The sequence below is a fragment of the Nostoc sp. C052 genome, assembly GCF_013393905.1.
Classification (GTDB): domain Bacteria; phylum Cyanobacteriota; class Cyanobacteriia; order Cyanobacteriales; family Nostocaceae; genus Nostoc.
This window is the reverse complement of sequence record NZ_CP040272.1, coordinates 3,045,590-3,059,961: the sequence shown is the minus strand read 5'-3', so window position 1 is coordinate 3,059,961 and position 14,372 is coordinate 3,045,590. Positions and strand designations below refer to the sequence as shown.

Annotated in this window: 10 protein-coding genes; 4 read left to right on the top strand and 6 right to left on the bottom strand. The window is 41.0% G+C overall.

Going from position 1 to position 14,372, the window contains the following annotated elements; translation table 11 throughout:
• Window positions 1–67: 67 nt before the first annotated feature.
• Entirely contained in the window at window positions 68–613 is a 546-nt protein-coding gene (locus tag FD723_RS12200; RefSeq protein ID WP_179065575.1) for a hypothetical protein, read from the bottom strand.
• Window positions 614–1,060: 447 nt separating this feature from the next.
• Between FD723_RS12200 and FD723_RS12195 the strand changes: the two genes are divergently transcribed.
• Window positions 1,061–2,455, top strand: coding sequence for an NB-ARC domain-containing protein (locus FD723_RS12195; protein ID WP_179065574.1), 1,395 nt, complete (start codon window positions 1,061–1,063; stop codon window positions 2,453–2,455).
• 215 nt (window positions 2,456–2,670) lie between these two features.
• On the opposite strand, the gene FD723_RS12190 is transcribed toward FD723_RS12195, so the two are convergent.
• The 3 genes from FD723_RS12190 to FD723_RS12180 form a co-directional block, all read right to left on the bottom strand.
• Window positions 2,671–3,414: a peptidoglycan-binding domain-containing protein gene (locus tag FD723_RS12190; RefSeq protein WP_179065573.1), complete on the bottom strand. Its 744-nt coding sequence runs from the start codon at window positions 3,412–3,414 to the stop codon at window positions 2,671–2,673.
• A gap of 435 nt (window positions 3,415–3,849) precedes the next feature.
• On the bottom strand, window positions 3,850–4,374 hold the full coding sequence (locus FD723_RS12185) for a transposase (protein ID WP_256875157.1): 525 nt from the start codon (window positions 4,372–4,374) through the stop codon (window positions 3,850–3,852).
• 20 nt (window positions 4,375–4,394) lie between these two features.
• Entirely contained in the window at window positions 4,395–4,703 is a 309-nt protein-coding gene (locus FD723_RS12180) for a transposase (protein ID WP_179065571.1), read from the bottom strand.
• A gap of 417 nt (window positions 4,704–5,120) precedes the next feature.
• On the opposite strand from FD723_RS12180, the gene FD723_RS12175 reads away from it, so the two are divergent.
• On the top strand, window positions 5,121–11,150 hold the full coding sequence (locus tag FD723_RS12175; RefSeq protein ID WP_179065570.1) for an AAA family ATPase: 6,030 nt from the start codon (window positions 5,121–5,123) through the stop codon (window positions 11,148–11,150).
• Here the strand turns inward: FD723_RS12175 and FD723_RS12170 are convergent.
• Both FD723_RS12170 and FD723_RS12165 read right to left on the bottom strand, forming a co-directional pair.
• Window positions 11,137–11,703 carry a 2'-5' RNA ligase family protein gene (locus tag FD723_RS12170; protein WP_179065569.1) on the bottom strand — a complete coding sequence of 189 codons (567 nt, stop codon included), beginning with the start codon at window positions 11,701–11,703 and terminating at the stop codon, window positions 11,137–11,139. The genes FD723_RS12175 and FD723_RS12170 overlap by 14 nt on opposite strands.
• A gap of 201 nt (window positions 11,704–11,904) precedes the next feature.
• Window positions 11,905–12,414, bottom strand: a complete 510-nt coding sequence (locus tag FD723_RS12165; RefSeq protein WP_179065568.1) for a phosphoribosyltransferase — start codon at window positions 12,412–12,414, stop codon at window positions 11,905–11,907.
• A 74-nt stretch (window positions 12,415–12,488) separates the two neighbouring features.
• Here FD723_RS12165 and FD723_RS12160 point away from each other — a divergent pair, with 74 nt between their 5' ends.
• Together FD723_RS12160 and FD723_RS12155 are read left to right on the top strand one after the other, a co-directional pair.
• Window positions 12,489–13,940: an MFS transporter gene (locus FD723_RS12160; protein WP_179065567.1), complete on the top strand. Its 1,452-nt coding sequence runs from the start codon at window positions 12,489–12,491 to the stop codon at window positions 13,938–13,940.
• A gap of 245 nt (window positions 13,941–14,185) precedes the next feature.
• The gene (locus FD723_RS12155; RefSeq protein ID WP_179065566.1) at window positions 14,186–14,365 is read left to right on the top strand and encodes a hypothetical protein; all 180 of its coding nucleotides are present in this window, start codon (window positions 14,186–14,188) and stop codon (window positions 14,363–14,365) included.
• Window positions 14,366–14,372 lie beyond the last annotated feature (7 nt).

The window sequence follows — 14,372 nt, the reverse complement described above, 5'->3', positions numbered from 1 at the left end:
TGACAGATAAATTACTTGTAGAGACGGCGATTTATCGCGTCTTTGATCGTTGACATCGAAAGAAATATTAGGGTAGGATTTCGACCTGGAATTGAGAATATGGATCAATGGCATCCTTTGCAGCTTCAATGGGATTTTGACCACCTGCACCGCCGTAATTAATACGACTTAGGAACTTACCTGTATCTGACTGTAAAGCGATTTTACCGCCGTCTAAAACTTTCACATTAAATTGAGAATAAGGATCAACGGTATCCTTTGCAGCTTCAATGGTATTTCTGCCATTTGATGTGTAATTAATGCGACTCAGATACTTACCTGTGTCTGCCTGTAAAGCGACTTTATTGCCATCTAAAACTGTCACCTTAAATTTAGAGTAAGGATCAATGGCATCCTTTGCAGCTTCAGCAGGATTTGCGCTACCACGATTAATCCGACTTAGATACTTACCAGTATCCGATCGCAGAGCAATGGTGTCTCCTGTTTTGAGGCTAACTAAAGGAATAGTTTGAGCAAAAGCATTGCTAGTAAAACCAAATACCAGAGAAACCACTAGTAAAACAGAAACAACAGGTTGTATAAAACCAGCAATAATTTTCTTTATGACAGACATATTTACATACCTCAGAAAAAAACTACAGAACCAAGTAGATTGTGACCCATGAAACTTCGGCAAACCGCAATTTCACTGCTCAAGCATTGTCAAAAACTATGCTTAAATCGGTATTTGTTGGAACTGAATACAGTTTGACTATCAAAACCCAATATTGACAACCGAAGTTTAGGAACTTAAGAAAGAAGTTAAGAATTTATTACCCTCAATCACTAAAAAGCTCTTCCAGTAGGAATTTGCAGCTTTGGCAATTTGATAAGTAATATGGTTGAATTCGCTTAACATCGGATAAATTTTTATATTTTGGACAAAATCACCAAAATCTTTCCTGGCAATAAAATTTTCTGTATATTTATTTACTTTATTTGTCAGTTTGGTAAGATACCAACAATAGTTACTTTCGCTAATCCACAAATGTATTGATAAATACAATAGGCTTGTGATGTGATGAATCGACAAAAACCCAGACGTAAACGTGGTGTAATTCTCACTACTGAAGGATTTCAGAAACTACACACGGCTAAATGTCAAGCAGAAAGTTGGGAAAACTCCGATCAACGTTACACTTTGGAACAACTCAGGTCACGTACTGGCTTAGATCCAGATACCCTGATGAAAGTATTTCGGTGTCAAATTGGAGTAGATAAGCAAAGCCTAAATTGCTGTTTTAAGGCTTTTAACTTACGACTGGAAGCAAGTGATTATCAATTACCTCCCATTGAAAATCCTACCCAAAATCTAGAATCCCCAACCCTAAATTGTATTGATTGGGACGATGCACCAGATGTATCTATCTTTTGCGGACGCACAGCAGAATTGGCGACTTTGGAACAATGGATAATAGGCGATCGCTGTCGGTTAGTGACACTATTAGGTATGGGGGGAATTGGTAAAACTTGGCTATCGATGAAGTTGGCTACTCAAATTCAAGAACAGTTTCAGTTTGTGATTTGGCGAACTCTCCGTAATGCGCCACCAGTCAAAGATATGCTAGCCAATTTACTCCAAGTTTTATCAACCGATCCGTCAACTCATTTACCAGAAACAGTAGAAGGTCGAATTTCTCAATTGATTAATTATTTCAAGAAACATCGTTGTTTGTTGATTTTAGATAATGCAGAGGCAATTTTAAAAGATGCTGCCGATAATGGTGACTATGGTTACCCTTGTCCAGAAAATGAAAGTTATGGTCAATTTTTTAGACAATTAGGAGAAACATCTCATCAAAGTTGCTTGCTGCTAATAAGTCGGGAAAAGCCAAATCAAATTAGGCGAATGGGAGGTAAAAAATTACCTGTTCGTGTCTTGCAACTGCAAGGGTTACAGATACAAGAAATCCAGGAAATATTTAATGCCAAGGGTTACTTTTGCGGTTCAAATATCGAGTGGAACAAGCTCGTTGAACGCTATGAAGGAAATCCATTGGCATTAAATATCGTCTCTACTACCATTCAAGAGTTATTTGATGGCAGAATTGGTGAATTTATCAAGCAAGATGTAGTAGTTTTCGGTGAGATTTACTATCTAGTCAAACAACATCTTAATCGGTTATCAAACGTGGAAAAGCAGATTACACACTGGCTAGCAATTAATTATCAGCCAGTTTCATTTTCAGAATTGCGATCGCAAATATCCACCTTAGTATCACCACAACAATTACTAGAGGCTTTGTCAGTTCTGCAAGAGCGATCGCTAGTTCATAAAAATGCTGCTCTTTTCTCTCTATCACCCATAGTTAGAGAATATATCAATAACCAATTAATCGAAAATAAAGTTAGCTACAAGATGAAATCTAAAAAGTATCAACAAAACGTTCCTCAGATCATCCAGATCCAAAATTGACATCTTTCCACAGCTGCAAGCCATAAAAGGAAGGGAAAAGGTTAAAGGGGAAAGGGGAAAGGGATGAACAGGTCGCGCCATTTGCGGACGTTAGCGGAGCGGGACGCAGTACGATTTTTACCTTTTCCCCTTCCCCTTTCCCCCTTCCCCTTCTTCATAAAGCGTGTTTTACTCCTGAATTCTGAATTCTGAATTCTGAATTCTGCTGTATTTGTTTACTTCTTATTCCAGAGATTTAAAAATGCTTGAGAGATGGCTGGGGTAATCTGACTTTGTAAGTGATTTAGTGCATCACGATGATTTGCATTGTTGTCATCATAATAAGTAAAGAGATTTGTCAACTTGACAATCTCAGGGTTTTGATCATTTGTTCCCCTCCATTTGTTAGTAACTTTGTGTAAAACATCCTTGGGTAAATTTTGTTGTAAGTTATTTAAGGCTGCAATGTAAGAAGGATTTTGAGGATTTTTTTTAAATTGGAAGCACAAATCTATCAGCTTGAGTTGTGTCTGAGGCGGTGTCGGGGGCTTATCTGTGAGACTCTGTTGCTGTAAAATTTGACGCTGTTCAATAGTAGCAATACCATTTTCAGTTAAACCCTGAGATTTCTGAAATCTCTTGACTGCTGTATAAGTAGCTGGGCCATAAAAAGGCTTGTCGGGAGGAATTTCAGCATCGGTTGCAAAATGGTGAAACTTCAATCTATTCTGAAGCCCTTTGACTGTATCTTCCATTACAGTTCGAGTCTCGGCATCAGCATTACCATTAACCGTAAGTTTTTGTGCGTACTGTTTTTGAAACTTCTTAATGGCTTCTTCAGTAGGATCGTCTGTTAAGGAGTTGTTATTCCGCTTCCAGGGAGCAAATTTAGTGAGATCCGGCTTAGGATCAATCTCAGGAGCTAAATATCCCAGCCCAATCAATATATGACGGATGACTTCAGGGCTACTAACGGACATACGTTTTGGTTCCTTTGCGATTAAACTACCATTTAATGTATCTTGGTTTACAAAAATTAGGTAAGTAGAAATAAATAAATCTAACATTTCTTGTTTGCAAGGCGTTCCAAAAGTTAGATGATGTGTGACGTTCCGCGTAGGCGACTACACACCGGGAAAAAGAAAAGGTGATCGCGATCGCTTCTTCTCAACTATTGATGATACTACGCAGTAGGTTAGTACAGCTCTGCACAGGTGTCAACTTAAGCTGAAACTCCTTTAAAACCTCGTTCCCAGTCTCCGACTGGGAACAAGGCAATATCTAAAAGCTGGTTCTAGGCTTGCTTTCACGTTAAGTTGACACCAGTGGGAAGATGCTCACCACACAATATTGGATAATTTATTTCTTGGAGTTTCATAAATTAAATTTGATTTCTATAGAACCCATTTGACATCTTAGGAAAGGCTTGTAAGCCTTTTAATCATTAGCCTGATAAAGCAGAGGTTGATTTTGGCAGTAGCACCAACCAGGGTTCGTTCAAAGTTCTTAACCAGAATTTTACAACGCTCCATCCAAGCATTGGAGCGCTCGATCACCCATCTGGCTATTGCCGGAACAAATCCACATTTTCCTTGTGCCGCTTTCTCTTGTTTTGAGGGTTTCGTAGAAAGTTGAAACTGGATCTTGGTCATGATCTGCGGGTAAATCTTCTCTAACTCCTGAGTCAAATATTCTGGGTGATACCCGTGATCTAGCAGGATGGTAATCTTGGGAATATCAATAGGTTTTGACTTGAAGTAGTCGATGTTGAGAGTAAACATTTCAATTAATCCGGCATCATCCGAGACATTAGCACGAGTGCAGTGTGTAAAGAAGGGAAACCCAAGGGTGTCAATAGCCAGATGCCTTTTAATACCGTTGGTGGCTTTGTAGAAACAAAAACCTTTCGACTCCACACCTGCATTGCAAGTATTTTTCACGGCTTGGGAGTCAATGATGATCAATGTCGTCCAGTGCGGTTTTTTTTTACTTGTTCACGCACTTGTTCATGTAAGACACTCATTAGTTCCTCGAATACCCCAGCGGCTCGCCACTGTTTGTAGTGCCAATAGACGGTGGAATAAGGGGGGAAGTCTTTGGGTAGGTCTTGCCAATTGCACCCATTTTTCAGTTGATAGAGAATTCCATTGAATATCTCTCGCTTTGTCCAGTTGCTCGGTCGAGTCTGCTTCTTAGTCGGTAATATTTTTTGCAATAAGGGGTCAAATATTTCCCATTCTGTATCAGTGAGGTCGGTGGAATACGCCATTAGCATTGGATTGTAGATGCTGAGGAGTACCTTAATTCAAAACCTCATAAGATGTCAAATGGGTTCTATATAGCAATGCTATCTGATTTATAAAAATCACAAGGTTTAGATGCCCGACTTCTCTAAGAAGTCGGGCATCTAATTAATTGTTTACGAATTATTTAGGATTGATATCTATATCTTAATTAAGAATTTGATGAATTTTCTCCAACTTATCTACGTATTAATTCTTACTTATTTATCTATCTTAATAATTATATTAATAAAAAACATCATAGATTCAATTATTCTCAAAAAATCTTGGTCTGATTTTCTTTTGATAATGAATTACATTTTGATGTGAATAAAAACTATTAATTGGGAATAATTAATTAGTATAGACATTGAGAAAAAGTTGTTGGAATGAGGTCAGGGTATATGACAATAGAACTAGATTGGACAATTGTAATGGAAGGATATCAAGTTGTTGAGCAACTTTACTTCAGTTCTAGGACTATTGTCTATCGGGGTATTCGAGATATAGACCTGCGACCTGTAATCATCAAATATCTAAAACGTGATTACCCATCCTTTAGCGAACTTTTGCAGTTTCGCAATCAGTACACAATCACTAAAAATCTTGATTTACCGGGTGTTGTTCAACCCTACAGTCTAGAAACCTATCGTAATAGCTATGCACTCGTGATGCAAGATTTTGGAGGCGTTTCACTTTGGGAATATACTAAAGTCCGACCACTAAAATTAAGTGAATTTCTCGCGATCGCAATTCATCTAGCTGATATTCTCAACGGACTCTATCAGCACCGAGTCATCCACAAAGATATCAAACCAGCCAATATTGTCATTCACCCAGAAACCAAACAAGTTAAACTAATTGACTTCAGCATCGCTTCTCTGCTGCCTAGAGAAACCCAAGAAATTAAAAATCTCCAGGTCTTAGAAGGTACTCTCGCTTATCTTTCTCCAGAACAAACTGGACGAATGAATCGGGGTATCGACTATCGCAGTGATTTTTACTCATTAGGGGTGACTTTTTTTGAATTACTTACGGGTCAACTGCCCTTCCAGTCGAACGATCCGATGGAACTGATTCACTGTCACATTGCTAAACAACCAGAAAAATTAACAAGCAGGAAGCAGGATCGCGCAGCAGGAGACAGGAGGGAAAAAGAAATTCCGCAGATGATTTCAGATATCGTGATGAAATTGATGGCGAAAAATGCTGAAGACCGCTATCAGAGTGCATTAGGACTGAAATATGATTTAGAAATTTGTTTGGCTCAACTCAAGGAAACGGGTAAGATTGAAAGTTTCCCAATTGCTCAACGGGATGTGTGCGATCGCTTCCTCATCCCAGAAAAACTTTATGGTCGTGAAACCGAAGTTGCTACCCTACTGCAAGCCTTTGATCGGATCAGTGGCGGTAGTAGAGAAATCATGTTAGTAGCGGGCTTCTCTGGTATCGGCAAAACAGCGATCGTTAACGAAGTCCATAAGCCGATTGTCCGACAGAGGGGTTATTTCATCAAAGGTAAATTCGACCAGTTTGGGCGTAATATTCCCTTTTCGGCCTTTGTGCTGGCATTACGAGACTTGATGGCGCAACTACTGACCGAAACAGATGCCCAACTGGAGCAATGGCAGACGAAAATTCTCTCGGCTTTGGGTGAAAACGGGCAGGTAATTATTGAGGTCATTCCTGAACTCGAACAGATTATTGGCAAGCAACCTCCTACGCCTGAACTCTCAGGAAGTGCAGCTCAAAATCGGTTTCATCTGCTATTCCAGAAGTTTATTCAGGTACTCACAACCCCAGAACATCCCCTAGTGATTTTTTTGGATGATTTGCAATGGGCTGATTCGGCTTCACTCGATCTCATGCAACTACTGATGAGTGACACAGAAACGGGCTATCTGTTGCTCATTGGTGCTTATCGAGATAATGAAGTCTCTCCTGGCCACCTCCTGATGCTAGCCCTGAGCGACATTGGCAAAACTGGAGCGGTAATTAACACGATCGCTCTAACTTCCCTAAAGCCATCCGACCTCAATCATTTGATTGCCGATACCTTTAGTTGTCCACCAGCGCTAGCAGCACCCTTGACAGAATTGGTATATCGGAAAACTAAGGGCAATCCCTTTTTCGTCACCCAGTTACTCAAAGCATTGTATGAAGAAGGATGGATTACCTTTGATGTTGAAAAGGGATATTGGCAAGTTGATATTGCTCAAATTCAAGAACTGACGCTTACCGATGATGTTGTCGAGTTTATGGCGCATCAAATCCAGAAGTTGCCTACTTCCACCCAATGTGTCTTAAAACTAGCTGCCTGTATTGGTAACTCTTTTGACCTGGCAACCTTGGCAATTGTCTATGAAAAATCCCCAGATGAGACTGCTGTATACTTATGGAAAGCACTGCAAGAGGGTTTAATTTTACCAACTAGTGAGATTTATAAGTTTTTCCAGAACTCTGGGAATGGTAATGAATCATACCAATTACCAATGGATAATGAGCAATTACCCAATTACAAATTTCTACACGATCGCGTCCAACAAGCTGCCTATTCTCTGATTCCAGAGGAGCAAAAACAAGCAACTCACCTCAAAATTGGGCAACTACTGTTAAAGAATACAACCCTGGCGCAGCAAGACGAAAAGCTGTTTGAAATTGTCAACCAATTTAATATTGGCAAAAATCTAATTAGTGAGCGATCGCAGCAAACCGAACTTGCTCAACTCAATCTACAAGCCGGCAGAAAAGCTAGAGCCGCAACTGCTTACACAGCAGCCTTTGAATATCTTTGCACAGGCATTGCCTTACTGGCAGAGGAACGCTGGCAAACACAATATCAGTTAACTTTGGCACTTTATGAAGGTGCTGCTGAAGCTGCTTATTTGAGTGGCAATCTAGAGCAGATGCCACAATTTGCGGCAGTCATTTTAGAACACGCCAGCACCCTGTTGGATACCGTAAAAGTCTATGAAATCAAGATTCAAGCGGCTCAAGCCCAACATCAATTTCTAGAGGCGGTGCAAATTGCCCTGGAGATTTTGCAGTGTCTCGGAATCAGTTTTCCTCAGGAACCGAACGAATCAGATATTGCCCAGGCGTGTGCAGCAACTAACTCCATTTTGGCAGGTAGACAGCCGTTAGATTTAATTACTCTACCCCAGATGACAGAGCCGGACAAGATTGCCGCCATCAGAATTTTGACAAATGTCTCTTCTTCTGCTTATGTGGTCGCGCCATCTCTTTTACCATTTATTATTCTTGAGCAGGTGAATTTATCGATTCAATATGGCAATATCTCATACTCTGCAAATGGTTATGCCTACTACGGACTGATGTTATGTGGAGTAATTGGAGACATTGAGCCTGGCTATCAGTTTGCACAACTGGCGTACTTGTTGCTTGAACGGTTGAATGCCAAAGAAATGAAAGCTAGAACCTATGTTGGAGTTCAGTGTAGCGTATGGCACTGGAAGCAACCGCTTCAGAATACCTTAGCGTTTCTCAGAGAAGGCTATCAAAGTGGATTGGAAACAGGAGATTTAGAATCGGCTACCATTTGTGCATTTGTTTACGTTATGCACTCTTGGTTTGTTGGCAAAGAACTAGGCGATCTCAGCCAGGAAAGTATTGCTTTCCGCAGTCAACTGACTCACCTCAAACAGGAAGGACTTCTCAGCCATCTAACTATTTTTCAGCAAGCGATTTTGAATTTAATCGGCGATGCTTCGGAAGCATGGCAACTGATTGGTAATGCCTTCGATCAAGAGGAAATGTTGCCAATCCTCCAGCGATCGGGCGATCAGACGGCGCTATGCTATTTCTATGTTAGCAAACTAGTTCTTGGCTATACATTTGGCAAATTTGAGCTAGCAGTTGAAGCTGCGATCGCCATCAAAAACTACTTGGGTGGTGCTACAGGCTTATTCCTAGTTCCAGTTTTCCACACTTATGACTCTCTAGCACATTTAGCTATCTATTCTGAAGTTTCTGAAGCCGAACAACAATCCATCCACCAACGGGTAATTGCTAACCAGGAAAAAATCAAAAAGTGGGCTGGCCATATTCCAGCCAATCATTTACACAAGTATTATTTAGTGGAAGCAGAACGGCATCGCGTTTTGGGCAAGAAAGTTGAGGCAGTTGAATCTTATGATTTTGCCATTGCTTTAGCTCAGGAAAATCAATACCTGAATGAAGAAGCTTTAGCCAACGAACTCGCGGCACGATTTTACTTGGGATGGGGCAAAGAGCGACTTGCTCAAGATTATTTACTCAATGCCTACTATGCATACTCTCGTTGGGGAGCAAAAGCCAAGGTTGAAGATTTAGAACGAACTTATCCGCAGCTTTTAGCCCCCATTTTGCAACAAGAAAAAATACAAATGATGGGTGATGTTACAATTAATCCCACTGATAACAGCACTTTAAACTTAAATTATGTCACCTCCACGACATCTGCTAGTAGTGGTGTGTCAGTTGCATTAGATTTAGCAACACTCCTAAAAGCTTCCCAGACACTCTCTAGTGAAATTCAGCTGGAAAAACTGCTTGGGACATTGCTGAATGTCGTAATTGAAAATGCTGGAGCAGATAAATGTGTTTTACTACTACTCGAAAAACAAAGATTGCTAATTGAGGGAATTACTACAGTTGGAAAGTCATCAACAGTCATGCAATCGCTGCCTCTAGAAGACTCACAAGATTTACCTATTTCACTGATCAATAACGTTAAACGCACCTTACAACCCACGAATATTATCAATGTAACTACCCATCCTTTATTAATGGGTGATGCCTACATTATTCGCGAACAACCCAAAAGTTTGTTGTGTACACCGATTATTCATCAAGGCAAACTGCTGGGAATTTTGTATTTAGAGAATAGACTAACCACTGGAGTATTTACAAGCGATCGCGTCGAAATTCTGAATCTGCTTTGCACTCAAGCCGCGATCGCCCTGGAAAATGCCCGCCTTTATCAGCAAGCGCAGACTTATGCTCAACAATTAGAGCGATCGCTCGCCCAACAGAAGACCTTATTTAATGTTGTCACCCAGATGCGAGAATCTTTAAATTTGGAAGCTATATTCTGTGCTGTCACCCAGAATATTCGTCCCATTCTCAACGCCGATCGGGTGGGAATCTATCAGTTTCATCTCGAATCAGGGTATGAATATGGCGAATTTATTGCCGAAGATGTACTACCTGAATTTCCTTCGGCTTTGGCGATCAAAATTCAAGATCATTGCTTTGGCGAAAACTACGCAACCTTATATAAAAAAGGGCGCTTCTGTGCAATGGCAGATATCCAAACAGATGAAGTCCTAGATTGCCATCGGGCGATTTTGGAGCAATTCAATATCAGGGCCGCGCTGGTTGTGCCAATTATGCAAGATAACGAACTTTGGGGACTACTCTGTATTCACCAATGCAATCAACCTCGTCACTGGCAAGCCTCCGAGATTCAATTTGCCCAACAAATTGCAGCTCAAATGGGGGTTGCACTCCAGCAAACAGATTTACTGATCAAAACTCGTCAACAGGCAACCCAACTAGAACAAACACTACAGCATCTTCAACAAACCCAACTTCAGTTAGTCCAAAATGAGAAGATGTCAGCACTGGGGAGCCTCGTTGCTGGAGTTGCCCATGAAATTAACAATCCCGTTGGCTTTATTGCAGGCAACCTCAAACCCGCTCAAGATTATGTGCAAGACTTGTTTGGGCTAATTAACTTATATCAAGAAAAGTTACCCAATCCCGGACAGGATTTGGAAGATGAAATCAAGGCAATTGATTTGGAGTATATACGAGAAGATTTACCCAAATTAATCGACTCAATGAAGCTAGGAGTCAATCGCATCCATGAGATTAGTACCAGCCTCCGCACTTTTTCTAGGTCTGATAAGGATTACAAAGTACCTTTCAACCTACACGATGGCATAGATAGTACCATCTTAATTCTGAAACATCGCTTAAAATCTCATGAACATCATCCGGCAATTGAGGTGGTGAGGGATTATGGCAATTTACCTCTCGTAGAATGTTTTGCAGGCCAGCTAAACCAGGTATTTATGAATCTGCTAGCAAATGCGATCGATGCACTAGAAGAGTCGCATCGGCAGCGCAATTTAGCAAATATTCAAGCAATCCCCCATCAGATTATAATTCAAACTCGTCTCGCTGAAGATGGAGAGCAAGTTTTGATTCGGATTGCAGACAATGGGATCGGAATGACTGAAGAAGTGAAGCAACGCGTATTTGATTACCTGTTCACCACCAAATCCGTAGGTAAAGGAACAGGGTTAGGATTAGCGATCGCTCAACAAATTGTCGTTGAGCGACATGGGGGAACGCTCAAGGTAGATTCTGTTCTCGGACAAGGAACAGAGTTTGCCATCATGCTTCCGGTTGCGGTTAAAACTGACTGAGAATTAAACCATCATCAGCAAAAGCAAACTCCGATTTAACATTCCAGCGCCTACCGTCGTGAAGTAGTAGCGTTAATTTGTCGGCGGTAAACTCAAAATCCAACTGACGCTTTTCAAATTCTGGCCAAGCAGCTTTAAAATTCTGCTTTGTTAAATCCCGAAACGCAACTGTTATATGAGGCGCAAAAGGGCGAGTTTTAGAAACCTTGTCAACAATTCCCAAGTTGCTTTCTGTATAAGCCATTAAATCAGCTTGTAAATTTAAAAGCTCTTGACTTCTAACTACATTTATGTATATAACGCGAGGCACAAAGGCACTAAACCCCCTGAGTATAATTCCTACTGGCTGTTGTCCACTAGTAAACTCTTTCAAAGATGCTTCTAGCAGTGACAGGTTAGCATCTGCCCATTCAAAGGGCGGTTGCAGGGTAATATGAGGCGGAGACTTTAGTGCCCCGCTACTAGCATAGCGATCGGCAAAGTACTGTTTAACCTGGTTGGCGTAATCTTGAATGTCTTGCGGTGGTAAAAGGGCGATAAAAAAACGGCTCATTCAAATAATTCGTAATTCGTAATTCGTAATGACGCTCTCTACGAGACGCTGTGCGTAGCTTGCTTCTCTGTAAGAGTACGCGGACTAGCTACCGCTACGCTAACGTAATTCAGTTTTGCAATGGTGATTTTAACCTCCGCTCCTTGTAGGTAATTAACATTTTTGACGAAAGTTTCAAGCCCCCTCCTGCCCCCTGCCTCCTTAACTCGCCTTAGCCGCTAGTTCTGCTGGGTTCATCTGCTCGTAGTATTCAAAGGGTTGGTGAATCCAGGGATTGTTAGCCAAGTAATCGACATAGTAATCGGGTTTTAGAACTGAACAGCCTTTATACCAAAGTACGGCGGTGCGAATTTCCTCAATGGGGAAATCACTATATTGCTTGAGCCAAGGTATAGTCTGTTCCAGTGTTATCCCAGAGTCCACTAAGTCATCCACTAGAAGAATGTGCGAACCTAACTTTTCAGCAGTCATTGTTAAGTGGCGGGAGAAAATTAAATTACTTCTATCTTGTTTACCAGGACCACTGTAAGATGAGGTTGCTAAAATTGCCAGTGGTTGCTGGTATATCCGGGAAAGAATATCTCCAACTCTTAGTCCTCCTCTAGCAAGACAGATAATCTGGTTAAATTTCCAACCGGATTCATAAATCTGAATAGCCAGTTGTTCAATTTTTTGGTGATAATCTGACCAAGAAACATAAAGGTCTGGCATAAGGCTAAGGGGAGTGGTAGATAGCTAGTATTGATGGCGATTGCAAATTTATCTTAGTATGAGTGCAAGTTATTATGAAAGATTCTGCTGCTGATGGCGATGCCCAACGAGATATTCTCAGTAAAAAACTCGACTTAAAAACAAAGCTGGCTTACGGCGCAGGAGATTTAGGCCCAGCAATCACTGCAAATATCTCCGTCTTTTATCTGCTATTTTTCTTTACCAATATCGCTGGTATCCCTGCGGGTTTAGCTGGCAGCATTTTGATGATTAGCAAAATCTGGGATGGTGTAAACGATCCGCTTGTTGGGTTCCTGAGTGATAAAACGAAATCTCGTCGCTGGGGTCGTCGTCTTCCTTGGATGTTTTATGGAGCAATCCCCTTTGGAATTTTCTTTTTCTTGCAGTGGATTGTACCGCAATTTAGTGCAAATCATAGTGATAATATTTGGCCGTTATTCTGGTATTACGTAATTATTGGGGTGATATCTCAGTCTTTTTACACGGTTGTAAATTTGCCTTATACGGCGATGACTCCAGAACTAACTCAAGATTACGACGAACGCACCAGCCTTAACAGCTTTCGCTTTACATTTTCCATTGGTGGTAGCATTCTGTCATTGATTTTAATGGGAATTGTTTTTTCCCAAATTGCCGATCCTCAACAACAAGTTATCGTTTTAGCAGCAATTTGTACGGTAATTTCGATTGTAGGATTATATTGGTGCGTTTTTGGAGTCCGCGATCGCATCATGGCTTTTGAGACCAAACGCATCCAAACAGAGGAACCTGCATCGCTCCCCTTCTTGGAACAGCTAAAAATTGTCTTCAGCAACCGACCTTTTCTATTTGTTATTGGTATATATCTTTTTTCTTGGCTAGGTGTGCAAATTACAGCCAGTATTATTCCCTATTTTGTAGTAAATTGCATGGATCTCAAACAATCAGATGTGCCTACAATACTGATTGCAGTGCAAGGAACTGCCCTACTAATGCTATTTGTCTGGGGGGCACTGAGTAAAAAATTTGGGAAAAAAGTTGTTTATTTTCTGGGAATGAGTTTATGGATTATAGCCGCCGCCGGACTATTTTTCTTACAACCTGGTCAAATAGTTTTGATGTATGTGATGGCAGTGATGGCAGGTTTTGGCGTATCCACAGCTTATCTAATTCCCTGGTCGATGATTCCAGATGTGATTGAATTAGATGAACTCCAAACCGGACAACGCAGAGAAGGTATTTTTTATGGCTTCATGGTTTTGCTGCAAAAATTTGGTTTAGCTTTCGGGCTGTTTTTGGTGGGAAATGCTTTGCAAGTGGCCGGTTTCCAAGCATCTGTAGCCGGAAGTCCATCGCCCATCCAACCGGCATCGGCACTGTTTGCTATTCGCGTTGCTGTCGGCCCCATACCTACAGTTTGTTTGATTCTGGGCTTGATTTTAACGTATTTTTACCCAATTACCCGCGAGATGCACGCAGAAATCATGCTGAAACTCAAAGAACGGCAAGAGAAAAGGGAGAGTTGATAATTCAAAATTCAAAATTATAAAATCCTTGTAGAGACGCAAAATTAGACTATGCTGCACTAACGCGTCTCTATATTCTTTTTCACTCATCAGTCTAATATTTAAATGGTTTCTGTAAACATGCCAATAAAGCGATCGCTTGATCTTCTGGGGTGCGTTAGCCAAAGCCTAATGCGCCTTTTCAATTGTAGGTGAAATATCTACGATGCTGTAAGCCACAGAGCGATAAGCAAAGCTTAAGCCTTATGGTGCGTCCGCTACGCGTAGCTTGCTTCCACTTAGTGGTACGGCGATCGCAACTTCTTCACCCAACTGCGATCGCCTACATCAACCATTATGCACCATCCAAACCTCTGCGTAATCCATCAATAATTGCTGCACAATTTGCTGATAGTTCGTTAATTTATCCGTTACTTCTTCCATAGTGAAAAA

Excerpts from the sequence above, each read along its gene's own strand:
- FD723_RS12170 (WP_179065569.1), bottom strand. The coding sequence starts at position 11,703 with ATGAGCCGTTTTTTTATCGCCCTTTTACCACCGCAAGACATTCAAGAT.
- FD723_RS12165 (WP_179065568.1), bottom strand. The coding sequence starts at position 12,414 with ATGCCAGACCTTTATGTTTCTTGGTCAGATTATCACCAAAAAATTGAA.
- FD723_RS12180 (WP_179065571.1), bottom strand. The coding sequence starts at position 4,703 with ATGGCGTATTCCACCGACCTCACTGATACAGAATGGGAAATATTTGAC.
- FD723_RS12155 (WP_179065566.1), top strand. The coding sequence starts at position 14,186 with ATGGTGCGTCCGCTACGCGTAGCTTGCTTCCACTTAGTGGTACGGCGA.
- FD723_RS12160 (WP_179065567.1), top strand. The coding sequence starts at position 12,489 with ATGAAAGATTCTGCTGCTGATGGCGATGCCCAACGAGATATTCTCAGT.
- FD723_RS12190 (WP_179065573.1), bottom strand. The coding sequence starts at position 3,414 with ATGTCCGTTAGTAGCCCTGAAGTCATCCGTCATATATTGATTGGGCTG.
- FD723_RS12200 (WP_179065575.1), bottom strand. The coding sequence starts at position 613 with ATGTCTGTCATAAAGAAAATTATTGCTGGTTTTATACAACCTGTTGTT.
- FD723_RS12175 (WP_179065570.1), top strand. The coding sequence starts at position 5,121 with ATGACAATAGAACTAGATTGGACAATTGTAATGGAAGGATATCAAGTT.
- FD723_RS12195 (WP_179065574.1), top strand. The coding sequence starts at position 1,061 with ATGAATCGACAAAAACCCAGACGTAAACGTGGTGTAATTCTCACTACT.